At 71.3% G+C, this 15863-nt stretch carries 14 protein-coding genes; 12 read left to right on the top strand and 2 right to left on the bottom strand.

Going from position 1 to position 15863, the window contains the following annotated elements; all coding sequences use genetic code 11:
• Nucleotides 1-62: 62 nt before the first annotated feature.
• The gene (locus HF576_RS12885) at nt 63-1046 is read left to right on the top strand and encodes a Gfo/Idh/MocA family oxidoreductase (protein ID WP_168913224.1); all 984 of its coding nucleotides are present in this window, start codon (nt 63-65) and stop codon (nt 1044-1046) included.
• 14 nt (nt 1047-1060) lie between these two features.
• On the opposite strand, the gene HF576_RS12880 is transcribed toward HF576_RS12885, so the two are convergent.
• Both HF576_RS12880 and HF576_RS12875 read right to left on the bottom strand, forming a co-directional pair.
• Entirely contained in the window at nt 1061-2176 is a 1116-nt protein-coding gene (locus HF576_RS12880) for a substrate-binding domain-containing protein (RefSeq protein ID WP_168913223.1), read from the bottom strand.
• Complete coding sequence (locus HF576_RS12875; RefSeq protein ID WP_343234272.1) at nt 2173-4146, bottom strand: heparinase II/III domain-containing protein; 1974 nt, start codon at nt 4144-4146, stop codon at nt 2173-2175. The genes HF576_RS12880 and HF576_RS12875 overlap by 4 nt, the downstream gene beginning before the upstream one ends.
• Nucleotides 4147-4312: 166 nt before the next feature.
• Between HF576_RS12875 and HF576_RS12870 the strand changes: the two genes are divergently transcribed.
• The 11 genes from HF576_RS12870 to HF576_RS12820 all read left to right on the top strand — a co-directional run bounded on the left by HF576_RS12870 (nt 4313) and on the right by HF576_RS12820 (nt 15845).
• On the top strand, nt 4313-6355 hold the full coding sequence (locus HF576_RS12870; RefSeq protein WP_168913222.1) for a DUF2264 domain-containing protein: 2043 nt from the start codon (nt 4313-4315) through the stop codon (nt 6353-6355).
• Nucleotides 6356-6404: 49 nt separating this feature from the next.
• Complete coding sequence (locus HF576_RS12865) at nt 6405-7703, top strand: ABC transporter substrate-binding protein (protein WP_168913221.1); 1299 nt, start codon at nt 6405-6407, stop codon at nt 7701-7703.
• A gap of 157 nt (nt 7704-7860) precedes the next feature.
• The gene (locus HF576_RS12860; protein ID WP_168913220.1) at nt 7861-8799 is read left to right on the top strand and encodes a carbohydrate ABC transporter permease; all 939 of its coding nucleotides are present in this window, start codon (nt 7861-7863) and stop codon (nt 8797-8799) included.
• Nucleotides 8799-9746, top strand: coding sequence for a carbohydrate ABC transporter permease (locus tag HF576_RS12855; RefSeq protein WP_343234271.1), 948 nt, complete (start codon nt 8799-8801; stop codon nt 9744-9746). Before HF576_RS12860 ends, HF576_RS12855 begins: the two co-directional genes overlap by 1 nt.
• Nucleotides 9747-9749: 3 nt before the next feature.
• Nucleotides 9750-10457, top strand: coding sequence for a ferredoxin-NADPH reductase (locus HF576_RS12850; RefSeq protein WP_168913219.1), 708 nt, complete (start codon nt 9750-9752; stop codon nt 10455-10457).
• Between the two features lie 43 nt (nt 10458-10500).
• Nucleotides 10501-11697 (top strand): glycoside hydrolase family 88 protein, encoded by a 1197-nt coding sequence (locus HF576_RS12845; protein ID WP_168913218.1) that lies wholly within the window; start codon nt 10501-10503, stop codon nt 11695-11697.
• A complete protein-coding gene (locus HF576_RS12840; protein WP_168913217.1) occupies nt 11694-12662 on the top strand; it encodes a fumarylacetoacetate hydrolase family protein in 969 nt (322 codons plus the stop codon). Before HF576_RS12845 ends, HF576_RS12840 begins: the two co-directional genes overlap by 4 nt.
• The gene (kduD, locus tag HF576_RS12835) at nt 12659-13423 is read left to right on the top strand and encodes a 2-dehydro-3-deoxy-D-gluconate 5-dehydrogenase KduD (RefSeq protein WP_205835233.1); all 765 of its coding nucleotides are present in this window, start codon (nt 12659-12661) and stop codon (nt 13421-13423) included. The genes HF576_RS12840 and kduD overlap by 4 nt, the downstream gene beginning before the upstream one ends.
• A 26-nt stretch (nt 13424-13449) precedes the next feature.
• Nucleotides 13450-14295 (top strand): 5-dehydro-4-deoxy-D-glucuronate isomerase, encoded by an 846-nt coding sequence (kduI, locus tag HF576_RS12830; protein WP_343234270.1) that lies wholly within the window; start codon nt 13450-13452, stop codon nt 14293-14295.
• A 30-nt stretch (nt 14296-14325) separates the two neighbouring features.
• Entirely contained in the window at nt 14326-15213 is an 888-nt protein-coding gene (locus HF576_RS12825) for a sugar kinase (RefSeq protein ID WP_168913216.1), read from the top strand.
• Nucleotides 15213-15845, top strand: coding sequence for a bifunctional 4-hydroxy-2-oxoglutarate aldolase/2-dehydro-3-deoxy-phosphogluconate aldolase (locus HF576_RS12820; RefSeq protein ID WP_168913215.1), 633 nt, complete (start codon nt 15213-15215; stop codon nt 15843-15845). The genes HF576_RS12825 and HF576_RS12820 overlap by 1 nt, the downstream gene beginning before the upstream one ends.
• The last annotated feature ends 18 nt before the right edge of the window (nt 15846-15863 follow it).

The following is a 15863-nucleotide window of genomic DNA, read 5'->3' as shown; positions in this document are numbered from 1 at the left end:
ATATGTGGCGAACGAACCCGGGGGATCCGGGGGTGGTGGGGCGGCGCTGGTACCGTCGGGGCGTGCAGCGTACGAGATGGGCCGTGCTCGGTCCGGGAGCGATCAGCAGGGACTTCGTCGCAGGGCTGCGCAGCTCGCAGTCCGGCGTGCTGCACGCGGTCGGCAGCTCGTCCGCCGATCGGGCCGCGGCCTTCGCCACGGAGTTCGGGGCCGAAGCATCCGGAACCTACGACGAGATGCTCGCGCGTGACGATGTCGACGCCGTCTACGTCGGCACCGTCCACACCACGCACGCCGAGCTCGCGATCCGGGCGCTCGACGCGGGCAAGGCGGTGCTGTGCGAGAAGCCGGCGAGCCCGGAGGCCGCGGACGTCGAGCGCATCCTCGCCGCCGCAGCGCGCACGCAGCGGCCGTTCCTCGAGGCGTTCAAGACCCGCTTCGGGCCGTTCGCGCAGGCGCTCGACGACTTCGCCGCCGCCGGTGAGCTGGGCGAGCCGAAGTGGCTCGAGGCCGCGTTCGGCTTCGCCGCGGGATCGCGCGACGGCCGGCTGTTCGACCCGGCGCTGGGCGGTGGCGCGATCCTCGACGTCGGCTGCTACCCGGTCGCCCTCGCGGTGCAGATCGCCGCAGCCGCCGGCGCGCCCATCGATGCTCCCGCGGTGAGCGCGGTCGACGCCGAGCTGATCGGGGGCGTCGACGGGTCCGCGTCGGCCGAGGTCGCCCTCGGGCCTCTGGCCGCGGCGGTCTCGACGTCGATCGAACGAGAGCTCCCGGCATCCGGTCTCATCCGCTTCTCCGGCGGCGAGCTGTTCCTTCCCGACGTGTGGGGCGGCCGCGCCGCGAGTGCCTCGACCATCGTGGTGCGCCGGGGCGGCGCGGAGCGCGTCATCGAGGTGCCGGTCGTGCAGCCGATGGCCGCCGAGGCCGACGCGCTCTCGCTCGCGCTCGCCGAGGGCAGGCTCGAGGTGCCCGAGATGCCGTGGTCGCATTCGCGGGCCATCGCGCGAGTACTGACCGACTGGCGCGCGGTCGCCCTCGCCGGCTGAGCCCGCCGCGCAGCTCAGGCGCCGCGCGGGGGAGCGGTCGAACCGCGCACGTTCAGGCGGGGGTTCAGCACGACGCGGTGCACCGGCCGGCCAGGGTCGTCCAGGCGCCGCGCGATGAGATCCACGGCGGCCTGGCCGACGCTCGCCCGAGGCGGGCTGACGGCGGTGAGGGCCGGGGTGAACAGCTCGGCGACCTCGTCGTCGTAGGCGATGACCGACAGGTCGCCCGGCACCGAGATGCCCCGGTTGAGCGCCAGATCGACGAAGGCCATGGCTTCGGGGTCGGAGTGCACGACGATCGCGGTGACCGAGTTGGCGAGCGCCGAATCCAGCGTCGCGTCGACGACGGACGAGAAGTCAGGGCTGGTCCGCGGCGGAAGCACGGACTCGAAGTGATCGCTGGGCGTGAGGCCGAGCTCGGCGCAGGCCGCCTCCCAGCCCGCCGTGATCTTGCGCGACGTGGGGGAGTTGCGCGAGATGATGAGCGCCACGCGGCGATGGCCGAGCGCCGCGAGGTGCCGGGCAGCCAGCACCGCCCCCAGGGCGTGGTCGGTCGTGACGGACTCGACGGGCGCGCCGTCGGGCAGCAGCACGGCATCGCGCTCGACGAGCACGCTGGGCAATCCCGACTCGGCCATCCACTGCACGACGTCCTGCGCGTGCGGAGTGTCGGTGTTGGGCGCGACCACGAGGCCCCGCACGTTGTCGCTGTGCACGAGCCGGTCGAGCACGGGCCGCTCGTCCTGCAGCTCGTACGACGCGCCGCGCAGCACGACGTCCATGCCGATGCGCTTCGCCTCGGCCTCGGCGCCGCGGACGACTCCCGGCCAGTAGTAGTTGAGCGACGGCACGAGCAGCGCGATGGAGCCGGTGCGGGTGGCGAGCACCGGATGCGGCGAGCCGCCGTCGCCGGCATGCGCCGGGCCGTCGGCGGAGGGCACCGCCCCGCCGTGCACCCTCACCAGCAGACCCTCGCGCTCCATCTGCGCGAGATCGCGCCGCAGCGTGACCGGGGCGACCCCGAGCTCGTCCATCAGCTGCGCGACCCGCACCGCGCCGTCGCGTTCGAGGGCGGCGAGGACGAAGGCACGCCGCTCCGCGGCGAGCAGCGCCGGGTTCTGGTCGGTCATCGTGCGTCCTCCGCGTTCGTCTGGTCCAGTTCTACCGTGACCACGACGTGGTCGCGCGTCGTCACGTCGAGGTCGAGGCGTGTCAGGCTCTGCCCCCACACCTCCGAGAGCATCGGGTCGTCCAGTTCGCGCACCACGAGGGCCGCGGGCACGCCGGCGGGCCACGAGATCCGCACCGGCGACGCGCCGTCCAGGGGCGTCACGATGAGCGTCTCGGCATCCCCGAGGCGCACGTCGCCGGCGAGCAGCATCCGGATCGACGTCGGCGAGCCTTCGGCCGAGCCGGCTGAGGGCCACGAGTCCTCGACGGTCACGCGGCCGGCTTCGCGGTCGAGGCGCACGGTGCGCCGCCACGGCGTGGTGACGCCGGGGTAGGCGCCCGAGAGGTCCATCGACAGCGAGGCCGAGGCATCCGTGATGAGCGCTTCGACGCCGGATGCCGCGAACCCGGCGCCCGCGCCCTGCTCGGCGCCGCCGATGACCGGCACGTTGTGCCATCCGCTCTGCATCGTCCAGATGTCGTAGCGATCCGGGCCGAACGTCTGCAGGGTGTACGTCGGCCGGCCTGCGTCGACGATGACGGGCACCCCGTCGGAGGCGACGACGAACGAGCCGACGTCGTTGTGGTTGTGGTGCTCGTCGTTGTGGCCGCCCTTCGCGGCGAGCGTCAGACCCGCGGCCGATCCGCCGCGGGGGCGCGCCAGCAGCACCTCGGTCGACGGCAGCCACACGTCCCGGGGGAGCGGCGCCGCGTCCTCGACCGCACCGACCCACTCCGTGTCGGTGATGGCCCGCAGCAGGCGTCCGAGACCCTCGTGCTCACTGGCGGCGGGTGCACCGGCGACTCGATGCGCGGCGGCGTGGGCCGCGGCATCCGGATCTCCGACGGCACGCGCCGCTCGATGCAGCGCGTGCCACGGCTGCGCGGCGAGCGGGCGGGCCTGGCCGTCGGCGAGGTTGAGGTACCAGCCGCCCGAGAGGTGCATGCGGTGGGGGAACGCCACCGTCTCGCGCAGCGCGGGGATGTCTGCGGCGTCGAGCGCGCCGCCGGTCGCGTGGCGCAGGATGTCGAGGGCCTCGAGCGCCCGGCACGCGCCGTTCCACCAGTACGCGTACCCCTCGTCGATCGCGCCGTCGGGCGGCAGGGCCGTGACATACCGGTCGATGCCCTCGATCGCCAGCGCCACGACACGAGCCCGCTCGGCGGCGTCGCCCGGCGCGTCGAGCAGACGCAGCGCGGCGACCAGCACGTTGCCGTGGATCCACGGGTTCCAGTTGTGCACGTCGCCGTCGAGACCGAGCCAGTGCCAGTCGCGGCGCCGTGTGAACGGGTCGAACACGCGAACACGCGCCTCGTGCCGGATGCGGGAACGGATGCCGGGATACCGGGCCTCGAGCCGCGCACCCAGCACGTGGTCGATCCAGGCGAGCTGGCCGACGGCCTCGCCCGCGCCGAGGTCGAGGTACGGATCGGTGACGACCGGTAGCACCGAGCCGTGCGCGCGCAGCGCGTCGTCGTGCGCGGGCCAGCACCACGAGCTCTGCTCGCACAGCAGCCACACGCCGTCGAGCACCTCGCCGAGCGCCGTGGCAGAGAGAGTGTGCGTGGCGGCGAGGGCGGCGCGCGAGAGGCGCCGCTGGCGTTCGAACGCGACCGACTCCCAGCCCTCGCGATCGCCGTCGTCGTGCAGGCGCGCGGCGGCGGTTGCGAGGGGGACAGGCCACGGCTGGGCGCTGTCGGCTCGGGCGCGGTGGAGGATCTCGGCCACGGCGACCGGATCGGCGCTGCCGCCCTGACCCCACACCGTACGGACGTCGGCCGGCGGGACGGGGAGCGCCTGGTCGGGTGCGGCGAGGAGCGCCGGGAGCGCCGACTCGAATCCGCCGGCGCCGACGCCGGTCTGCGCACGGTACCGCGCCGCCAGCACGCCCTCGAAGACGGGAGCGGGCGTCGGGACCGTCGTCGTCACAGCGTCTCCTCATCGATTCGGCGAGCGTCGAGTCGCTCGGTAAAGCGATCAGAAACGATCATAACGAATCTGAATCAGCCTTGCAATGACCGAAACGGATTGCTACGCTCCCAAACGGTCGCCCTCCCGCTCAGGCATCGGGCGGTGACGAATCGAAGGAGATCCCGTGACGATCGAGCAGCCGGCAGCAACATCGCGGCGTTCCGCCGTGAGCGCCGACTGGTCGCGTGAGCAGTGGCTCGCCTACGCCGACCGACTGCTCGACTCCGCGCGATCCTACGCGTCGCCCGGCAATGCCCGCATCACGTTCCCCGGCGAAGAGGGTGGGTACGGCCGCGCCGTCGACGGACTCGAGGGTTTCGCCCGCACGTTCCTGCTCGCCGGGTTCCGCCTGGTCGGCGCTCGGGGCGAGGGCCTCGACGAGCTGGCCGACTTCTACCGTCGCGGTGTGGTCACGGGAGTGGATCCGGATGCCGCGGACCGCTGGGTCCGCCTGGACGAGCACGCTCAGGCCAAGGTCGAGGCGGCCTCGCTCGCGCTCGTGCTCGACATGACCCGCCCGTGGATCTGGGACCGACTCGACGCGCTCACGCAGCAGCGCGTGATCGACTACCTCGCGCCCGTCGTGGGGGATTCGACCTACCCGAAGACGAACTGGCTGTGGTTCCGCGTCGTCGTGCAGACGTTCCTGCGCTCGGTCGGCGGACCCTGGTCGGCGGCAGACCTCGCCGACGATCTCGCACTGCACGACTCGCTGGTGCGTGAGGACGGCTGGATCTCGGACGGTCCCGAACGCGCCTACGACCACTACGTCGGCTGGGCGCTGCACGTGTACCCGGTGCTGTGGTCGCGCATGCAGGGCGCCGAAGAGCTCGCCGCCGGCCGCACGGCCGCCGACGTCGCGGGCCTGGACCGGTTCCTGCAGGATGCCGTTGCCCTCGTGGGCGCTGACGGCTCGCCGCTCATCCAAGGCCGCAGCCTCATCTACCGCTTCGCCGCCGCGGCGCCGTTCTGGGTCGGCGCGTTCGCCGAGGTGCCCTCGGTACCGCTCGGCCAGTTGCGCCGCGCCGCGAACGCCGTCGTCGCCCACTTCGACGAGCACGACGTGCCCGGTGACGACGGTGTGCTCACGATCGGCTGGCACCACGAGTGGCGCGAGCTGGCGCAGTCCTACTCCGGTCCGGGATCGCCCTACTGGGCCGTCAAGGGGCTGCTCGGCGTCGCACTGCCCGCCGATCACCCGGTGTGGGCAGCGCCGGCGGTGCCGCTGCCGGTCGATGCGGCCGACCAGCTGCGCGTCGTCCGCTCGGCCGGCTGGGTGGTCTCGGGTACGCAGGCGGACGGCATCGTGCGCGTGGTCAACCACGGCACCGACAAGGCGGCCGCCGGCAGCCTCGTCGGCGACTCGCCGCTGTACGCGCGCATCGGGTACTCCACCGCCACCGCTCCTCTCGCCGACGAGCGAGCATGGGAGCAGCCGCTCGAGCAGTCCGTCGCGCTCGTCGACGCGACCGGCCGGGCGACCCATCGCGCCGCGATGGAGCTCGTCGACGTGCGCGTGCAGGACGACGAGCACGGCCGGCTCGGCATCGCTGCGTCCCGTTCTCACGCGCATTGGCTCACGCCGCGGCCCTCGCCGCACCGCCACGGGTCGGGCCTGGCGGGCGACGTCGAACTCGCCGGCGTCGTCACCGTGCACTCGCTCGTCCGCGGGCCGTGGGAGGTGCGGCTGGCGCGCGTCGAGTCGCTCGAGCCCGGTGCGGACCCCGCGTCGCTGCGCCTGCGCGTGGGCGGCTGGGCGCTGGCCGGAGACACCGCGGCAGGAGACACTGCGGCAGGAGACACTGCGGCAGGAGGCACCGTCGAGAAGTCGACATCGGATGCCTCGCCTGTGGCCGTCGCGAACGGCCTGCGGAGCAGCATCCGTCCCCTTCTCGGACAGGGTGAGCCCCGCATCGAGGTGCGCCGCGACGCCAGCCCGCTCGGCGCCGAGGCGGCCGTGCCCGTCGTCGAGTATCCGGTCGCCGTCGGCGAGTGGATCGCGACCCTCATCGAACTCACCGGCGCCCCGTCCGCGGCTGCCACCGAAACCTCGGTCGCCCTGAGCGGCGACGCATCCCAGACCACCGTCTCGGTCACCTGGCCGGACGGGACGGCGACCACGAGTCGCCTCGCACACCCCGGCGAAGCGCCCGGCGCGATCCGGTAACCCCGAAGGGCCCGATGACGGGTCCGGCAATCACAAAGGAGTACCCCCCATGAAGCGCAAGTTCGCAGCCGCGGCCGGCGTCGCCGTCGTGGCGACGCTCTCGCTCGCCGCCTGCAGCGGCAGCTCCGAGACCCCGGCAGAGGAGTCGGGTCCGGTCACGCTCACCCTGTCGGGCTGGAGCCTCGACACCACGCCCGAGTTCCAGGCGCTGGCCGACGCGTTCCAGGAAGAGAACCCCGACGTCACGATCGAGCTCAAGGGCTACGACCCGGCCGAGTACAACACGCTGCTCACCGCCGACCTCGCGGCCGGCTCCGGCCCCGACATCATCACGCAGAAGGAGGTCAAGTTCGTCCCGACGTTCGTCGAGGGCGGCCAGCTCCTCGACGTGTCGGACGTCGAGCTGCCCGACGGGATCAGCGGCGCCGCCTCGTACGAGGTCGACGGCACCGCCTACGCGGTTCCCTACCGCAACGACTCGTGGGTGCTGTTCTACAACAAGGCGCTCTTCGATCAGGCGGGCGTCGAGCACCCCGACGGCTCGTGGACGTGGGACGACTACAGCGAGGCCGCTGCGGCGCTGACCGAGGGCATCGCCGCCGCCGGCGGCACGGCCAAGGGCGCCTACCTCCACAACTGGCAGTCGACCGTGCAGGGCTTCGCCAGCGCGCAGTCCGACACCGACGTCCTGACCGGCGACTACGAGTACATGGAGCCGTTCTACGAGAACGTGCTCGCGCTCCAGGGCGACGGCTACCAGGTCGACTTCAACACCGCCAAGGCGAACCAGCTCACCTACCAGGGCGAGTTCGGCAAGCAGAACGCCGCGATGCTGCCGATGGGCACCTGGTTCGTCGCGACGCTCATCGCACAGCAGGCGTCGGGCGATGCGGACGACTTCGAGTGGGGCATCGCGCCGATCCCGCAGGTCGATGACTCGACCGCAGGCCTGGACAACACCCCGGTGACCTTCGGCGACCCGACCGGCTTCGGCATCAACGCCGCGATCGACGACTCCAAGGTGCAGGCGGCCAAGGACTTCCTCGCCTTCGCGGCGGGCGAAGAGGGCGCGCAGATCCTCGCCGGCATCGGCATCACGCCGGCGCTGCTGAGCGACTCGGTCGTCGAGACGTACTTCGCCGTCGACGGCGCACCCGCCGACGACCTGTCGAAGTTCGCCTACTCGACGCACGAGGTGTTCCCCGAGAACCCGACGTCGAACAAGACCGCGGCGATCCAGGGCATCCTGAACGACATGCACACCGCGATCATGTCCGGTTCGATGCCGGTCGCCGACGCGATCACCGAGGCGCAGGAGCGCGTCGCCAACGAGGTCGGCCTGGACTGATCCCGATCGTCTGAGCGACGCGATCGTCTAGACGACTCCCGCGCTTGACGACCGGTCGGCGACTCGCCGGCCGCCGTCCCGCGGCGGGCTCAGGACCCGAACCTGAGCCCGCCGCCGGGCACCCCCCACGTCTTCTTCACCCCACCGGAGGTCCGCCATGGCGACCATCACCGCGACCGAGACGGACGCCGCACCGCCGTCGGTGCCGCCGCGCCGCCGGCGCTCGAAGCTGCGCCTGCGCAACACCCTGATCGGCTGGAGCTTCATCCTCCCGAACTTCATCGGCTTCGGCGTGCTGACCCTCGTGCCGATCGTCGTGCTGTTCTACATGGCTTTCACCAACTGGAACGTCTTCGGCAAGGCCGACTGGATCGGCCTGGCCAACTTCGAGCGGCTCATCGGCGACGGCAGCTTCCGCATCTCGGTCGTCAACACGCTCTACTACTCGGTGCTGCACATCCCGCTGACCATCGTCGTCTCGCTGGGTCTCGCGCTGCTCCTGAACAACAAGCTGCGCGGCGTCGCCTTCTTCCGCACGGCGGCGTTCTTCCCCTACATCACCTCGATCGTCGCGATCGCGGTGGTGTGGAACCTGCTCTTCAGCCCCGAGTTCGGCCCGATCAACGAGTTCCTCCGGTTCATCGGCATCCAGAACCCGCCCGGCTGGCTCACGTCGCCCGAGTGGGCGATGCCCGCCGTCGTCATCGTCGGCACGTGGCGCGACATGGGCTACTACATGATCCTCTTCCTCGCCGGCCTGCAGACCGTGCCGCGTGAGCTGCACGAGGCCGCCCGCGTCGACGGTGCCGGTGTCTGGCAGCGATTCGTCAACGTGACGCTGCCGTGCCTGCGGCCCACGATGTTCTTCGTCACCGTGATGCTGACGATCAACTCGTTCAAGATCTTCGACCTGATCCTCGTCATGACCGATGGCGGGCCCGGACAGTCCACGCTCGTGCTGTCGCAGTTCATCTACCGCAAGGGCTTCGAAGAGAGCCAGTTCGGCTACGCCTCCGCGGCGGCCGTCGCGCTGTTCTTCATGTGCATCATCGTGACGATCCTCCAGTTCCTGTGGAACAAGAAGCGGAGCATCTGATGGCCGGCCAGACCCAGACAGACATGCGGACCGTCGCGATCGTCGCGCCCCCGGCGCCTCGCCGCGGCCTGCGCAAGCTCACCGGCGACGCCCCCCGCCCGACCGACACCGAGAAGATGACCCCCGGGCGCCGCGTCGCGCGGATCGCGATGTACCTCGCGCTCGTCGTCTTCGCGATCGGCCTGCTCACGCCGTTCGCCTGGATGGTCATGAGCTCGCTCAAGACGGCCAACGAGGTGTTCTCGGTGCCGGTGCAGTGGTTCCCCGAGACCATCGTGTGGCAGAACTACATCGACATCTGGACCCAGTCCGACATGCTGACGTGGATCCGCAACACGCTGTTCCTGGCCGTCGTCGTGACCTTCCTCCAGGTGCTCACCGGCTCGTTCGCCGCCTATGGCTTCGCGAAGATGCGCTTCCGCGGACGCGACGTCCTGTTCCTGCTGTACGTCGGAACGATCGCCGTGCCGTGGCAGTCATACATGATCCCGCAGTTCATCCTGCTGTCGAACTTCAAGGTCTCGAACACGCTGTGGGCCATCATCCTGCTGCAGGCGTTCGGCGCGTTCGGCGTGTTCCTGATGAAGCAGTTCTACGAGACGATCCCCGAGGAGCTGTCCGAGGCGGCCCGCCTGGACGGACTCAGCGAGTACGGGATCTGGCGCCGCATCATGCTGCCGCTGTCGATCCCGGCACTCGCCAGCCTCACGCTGCTGACGTTCGTTACGACGTGGAACGACTATCTCGGGCCGCTCATCTACCTGCGCAACCCCGACCTGTGGACCATTCAGCTCGGCCTGAAGAGCTTCGTGTCCAACCTCTTCGACACCAACTACGCGCTGCTGTTCGCGGGCCTGACGATCTCGGTCATCCCCATCGCGATCATCTTCCTGCTCGGCCAGAAGTACTTCGTCGAAGGCATCGCGACCAGCGGACTGAAGGGCTGAGCCATGAAGCGAACCGGTGCCCTCCAGAGACTCAACGGTCTGGTCTCGCACGAGATGTGGGCATCCCTCATCGGGATGCTGTACCTCGGGCTGATCACGAACCTCCTCCTCCTGCTCGCGTCGCTCCCGCTCGTGGTGCTGCTGGCGACGACCGATCCGGCGCGGTCATGGCCGCTTCTCGCGGTGGCCGCGCCGCTCGCGGCGCCGGGCCTCGCCGCCGCCTTCCGCGCCTTCCGTGAGCATGGCGAGGGCGGGCGCAGCCCGATCCGCGCCTTCGGTGCGGGCCTTCGCGACACCTGGCGCCGTGCGCTCCTGATCGGTGCGGGTGTCACGGCGTTCGTCGTGGTCCTGCTCGTGGACGTCCGGATGCTGTCGGCCACGCCGGCCGCCGTCTTCACCGTGCCGCTCCTCGCGGTGCTGGCCGTCCTGGCGGTCGCGGTGGGCCTCATCGCGCTGGTCGCGATCGCCGAGGCGCCGACGGCGCCCCTTCGCGATGTGCTGCGGGCGAGCGGATACCTCGGCCTGCGCCGCTGGTACCTCACCGCGGTCTCGCTGGCGGTGCTCGTGGTGCAGGCCGCGGTGTTCGCGGCGGCACCCGCGATCGGACTCGGGCTCACAGCATCCGCAGCCCTCTATCTCGCCTGGACCAACTCGCGGTACACGCTGCGTCCGGTCCTCGACCTCGATCTCGACGAGACCGCCCGCGCCTGAACGGCGCGCGTCCCGTCTGCTCCCCAACGAAGGATCCCTCTCCATGACGTCCACCTCGCCCGTGCAGGGCACCAGCGCGGCAGCATCCCCCCGCGAGACCGACGCCGCGATCGCGGCGGCGCTCGCGACGGTCCGCCGCAACATCGCCACCTTCGGGGGCAGCTTTCCGGGCGACACGACCGTCGGCGACCGGTACGAGCTGCGCCCCGCGGAAGGCGCGATCGGCGAAGGCGGCAACCGCGGGTGGACCACGAGCTTCCGCACCGGCATGCTGTGGCTCGCGTGGGAGCTGACCGGGGACGCCGCGTTCCGCGATGCCGCTCTCGTGGACACCGAGGACTTCGAGCGTCGCGTGCGCGACGGCGAGGACCTGGACACCCACGACCTCGGCTTCCTGTACACGCTCTCGACGGTGGCCGCCTGGCGCCTGCTCGGCGACGAGTCGGCCCGCTCGGCGTCGCTGCTGGCCGCCGACCACCTGATGCGCCGCTTCCTCGAGCCGGCCGGCATCATCCAGGCATGGGGTGACCTGTCCGACCCGGCGCAGCGCGGCCGCACCATCATCGACAGCCTCATGAACATGCCGTTGCTCACGTGGGCTGGGGAGCAGACCGGTCAGGAGCGCTTCGCCGACGCCGTGCGCCGGCACACCGCGCAGCTGCGCGAGCACATCATGCGCGAGGACGACTCGACGTTCCACACCTTCTACTGGAACGCCGAGACCGGCGAGCCCCTGCGCGGTGCGACCGAGCAGGGCGCCTTCGACGAGTCCTGCTGGGCCCGCGGCCAGGCGTGGGGCATCTACGGGTTCGCCATGAACTACGCGGTGGTCGGCGACGAGCAGCTGCTCGAGGCATCCCGTCGCTGTGCCGAGTACTTCCTGCGGCACCTGCCGGCTGACGACGTGCCGTTCTGGGACCTCGTCTACACCGACGGCAGCGACGCCCCGCGCGACAGCTCCGCCGCGGCGATCGCGGTGTGCGGGCTGCTGGAGCTGGCGACGGTGGAGACGGATGCTGCGCGTGCCGCCGAATGGACGTCCCGGGCGCACGCGATCCTGGCGTCGCTCATCGCGAACTACACGCCCGCGGCGCCCGAGGAGGCCGACGCCCTGCTGCTGCACAGCGTCTACGACCTGCCGAAGGGCAACGGCGTGGACGAGGGCACGCTGTGGGGCGACTACTTCTATCTCGAGGCGCTCATGCGGGTCGCGCGGCCCGAGTGGAGGAAGTACTGGTGAGGCTCGTCACGTACGCGACGCCCGACGGCCCGCGGCCCGGGGCCGTCGTCGCGGCGGCGGACGGCGACCGGCTGCTCGATCTCGGCCACGTGGGCGGGTCGGTGACCGCGCTGCTGTCGGATGACGTGGCGATGGCGTCTGCGCGCGCGGCGGTGGCGGCTGGGCCCACGCGCCCGGAGGCTCCGGGCGACGCGCCAGCGGCGCCTGGAGTGGGCGTGGGGACCGATCCGTCCTCCCTGCCGGCACTCGATCCGGCGGCGCTCCTCGCTCCGGTGGTGCCGGGCAAGATGCTGTGCCTCGGCTACAACTACCGCGGGCACGTGCCGGACGGTGCCGAGCCCGAGGCGGAGCCGGAGTATCCGGATGTCTTCGTGAAGACGCCGAACACGTTCGGCGGCCCCAACGATCTCGTCGCGATCCCGCCGGGCGCCACCGACGTGGACTACGAGGGCGAGGTGGCGGTCGTGATCGGCCGCCGGGCGCAGCGCGTCTCGATCGAGGACGCCTTGGATCACGTCGCCGGGTACACGATCCTCAACGACGTGTCGGACCGGGCGTGGCAGCGCCGCCAGAGCCAGTGGGCGCTGGGCAAGTGCTCCGACGGCTTCGCGCCGATCGGGCCGTGGATCGTCACGGCTGACGAGATCCCCGACCCGCAGGATCTGCTGGTCGAGGTCGTGCGCGACGGGGAGGTGACCGTCTCGCAGTCGACGTCGACGACCATCTTCAGCGTCGCGTTCGTCATCCACCATCTGAGCCAGGTGCTCACCCTCGAGCCGGGCGACATCGTGTCGACCGGCACACCGCAGAAGCTTCCCGCCGCGCAGCAGGCGCATCGGCCGCTCGCCGCCGGCGACGCCGTCATGGTGCGCATCTCCGGCATCGGCGAGCTCACCACCCGATTCACGAGCCCTCTCACCAGCGGTCTCACCACCGCCGCACCCGACCAGGAGGCCACGGCATGATCCTCGATTCCTTCCGGCTCGACGGCAAGGTCGCGCTCGTCACCGGCACCAGTCGCGGACTCGGCCAGGGTGCCGCGCTCGCGCTCGCCGAGGCGGGCGCCGACATCGCGCTGCTCGACCGCGGCGACGCGTCCGCGACCGCCGACCTCGTCGTGGCGACCGGCCGGCGCGTCCTCCGCCTGCAGCGGGATCTCGTGAGCGCCACTCCCGAAGAACTCGGCTCGGCCGTCGACGAGGTCATCGCCGAACTCGGCGGGCTCGACATCCTCGTCAACAACGCCGGCACGATCCGCCGGGCGCCGGCGGCCGAGTTCCCCCTCGAGGACTGGGACGACGTGCTCGCGGTGAACCTCGACGCCGTATTCCACCTGTCGCAGGCGGCGGGGCGCCACATGCTCGCACAGGGGAGCGGCCGCATCATCAACGTCGCTTCGATGCTGTCGTTCCAAGGCGGCATTCTGGTTCCGGCATACACCGCGTCCAAGCACGCCGTCGCGGGCCTGACGAAGGCGCTGGCGAACGAGTGGGCGGCGCGCGGGGTCACCGTCAACGCCATCGCGCCGGGCTACATGGCCACCGACAACACCGCGCCGCTGCGCGCCGACGAGGACCGGGCCGCCTCGATCCTCAGCCGGATCCCCGCGGGCCGCTGGGGCGAGGCCTCCGATCTGCAGGGCGCCTTCGTGTTCCTCGCCTCGGACGCCGCCGCCTACGTCACCGGCGCGATCATCCCCGTCGACGGCGGCTGGCTCGTCCGCTGACCCGAACAATCCACAGGAGACATACCGTGACCGACACGCACATCCCCCAGCGCTATGCCACCAACCCGGCGCAGATCCCCGGCATGAAGACCGAGGAACTGCGGGCGACCTACCTCATCCCCGACGTGTTCGTGCCCGGCGAGATCCGGCTCACGTACACCCACCACGACCGCATCGTCCTCGGCGGCGCCGTGCCTGCCGGATCGGACCTGTCACTCGGCGGCTACCCCGAGATCCGCAGCGACTACTTCCTCGAGCACCGCGAAGTGGGCATCATCAACGTCGGCGGCACCGGCACCGTGACCGCCGACGGCGAGGTCTACACCCTCGTCACCGGAGCGTGCCTGTACCTCGGCCGCGGCATCCGTTCGGTGTCATTCGCGGATGCTGACGGCGAAACCGGCGCGCAGTTCTACCTCTTCTCGGCTCCGGCGCACACCGCCTACCCCGCCGCGCTGGTGTCACCCGGAGAGGGGACCGTGCGAGAGCTCGGCGACCAGAGCACCTCGAACCGTCGCACGCTGAACCAGTACATCCACGAGAACGGCGTGAAGAGCTGCCAGATCGTGATGGGTGTGACCCAGCTGCACGAGGGGTCGATGTGGAACACCATGCCCGCCCACACCCACGACCGACGCACCGAGTGCTACCTGTACTTCGACCTGCCCGAGGACGCCCGCGTGGTGCACCTCATGGGCGAGCGCGAAGAGACCCGCCACCTGCTCGTCGCCGACCGGCAGGCGGTCATCTCGCCGTCGTGGTCGCTGCACTCCGGCGTGGGCACCGCTGCGTACTCGTTCGTATGGGCGATGGCCGGCGAGAACCAGGCGTTCGACGACATGGATGCCGCGCCCGTCACCGACCTCCGCTGACGGATGCCGCGGCCTGACTACGCTGGAGGAATGCCCCCGACCCTCCTCGCCATCGGCGAGACGATGGCGATGGTCACGCCGGCTGTCGCCGTCTCCGCCACCGACGCCGACACGTTCCTGCTGGACGCCGGCGGCGCGGAGTCGAACGTGGCGGCGCACGTGGCCGCCCTCGGCCACCACGCCGTGTGGTTCAGCCGCCTCGGCGCGGACGCGCTCGGCCGCAGGATCATGCGGCAGCTGTCCGAGCGGGGCGTCGATGTCTCTCGAGTCGTGCTCGACGAGGCGCATCCCACAGGCCTCTATGTGAAGGACCCGGGGCGCGGAGTTCTCTACTACCGGCGTGACTCGGCCGCCTCGCACTTCTCCGAGACCGACGCCGAGACGGTGTCGTTCGACGGTGTGGATCTGCTGCACGTATCGGGCATCACGGCTGCGATCTCGGAGTCGGCGGCGGCGTTCCTGTCGCGAGTGATCGCGCGGGCGCGCGACCACGGGGTGCCGGTGTCGTTCGACGTGAACCATCGCGCGCCGCTGTGGGACGCCTCGGCGGCGGCGCCCGCGCTCCTCGATCTGGCGCGGCAGGCCGACATCGTGCTCGTCGGCCGCGACGAGGCGCAGAACCTGTGGGGGACGGATGCTGCCGCCGACGTGCGCGCGTTGCTGCCCGACGTCGGCGAGCTCGTGGTGAAGGACGGCGACGTCGGCGCGACAGCGTTCGTCGGCACGGACGAGGTGTTCGAGCCCGCTCTCGTCGTCGAGGTCGTAGAAGCGGTCGGCGCCGGAGACGCGTTCGCCGGCGGGTACCTCGCGGGGCGACTGTCGGGCGACGCGGTCGCCGAGCGGCTGCGTGCCGGCCACGCACGTGCGGCCCGCACGCTGCGGACCACCAAGGATTCCGTGGACGAAGGAGACGACTGATGACGACGACCGGCGACAGCGACTGGTTCGAGACCGCGTTCGCGGGGGCGCCGCTCATGGCGATCCTGCGGGGGATGGGGGTCGAGCGGACCCTCGCCCTGGCCGAGACCGCGTGGGATCTGGGCATCGACTCGGTCGAGGTGCCGCTGCAGACCCCAGAGGACGAGCGGGCCCTGCGCGAGCTGGTCGCGCGAGGGGCGTCGCGTGGCAAGAGCGTCGGGGCCGGCACCATCATCACGCCGGAGCAGGTCGCGGTCGCCCGGGATGCCGGAGCCGCCTACCTGGTGTCGCCGGGCATCGCCGCGGCGGTCGTGCGCGCGGCGCAGGATGCCGGCATCCCCATCCTTCCCGGCGTCGCGACGCCCAGTGAGGTTCAGCTCGCGGTCTCGCTGGGGCTGTCGTGGCTCAAGGCCTTCCCCGCGACGTGGCTCGGCAGCGGATGGTTCAAGCACATCCGCGGACCCTTCCCGCACGTGAAGTTCGTGGCGACCGGCGGGCTCGACGCGTCGAACGTCGAGGAGTTCCTGGATGCCGGCGTGCGCGTCGCTGCGGTCGGTTCCGCGCTCGAGGACCCGTCGCAGCTCGAGCGACTCGCCGCGGTGCTGAAGGAGCGGGCGGCCGCGACGCGCTGACCCGCGGGGTCTTCCGGC

It is taken from the genome of Microbacterium salsuginis (assembly GCF_012524205.1).
In the GTDB taxonomy this organism is placed as follows: Bacteria; Actinomycetota; Actinomycetes; order Actinomycetales; family Microbacteriaceae; genus Microbacterium; species Microbacterium salsuginis.
The sequence above is the reverse complement of the archived record's forward strand: the minus strand, read 5'-3'. Positions and strand labels throughout refer to the sequence as shown.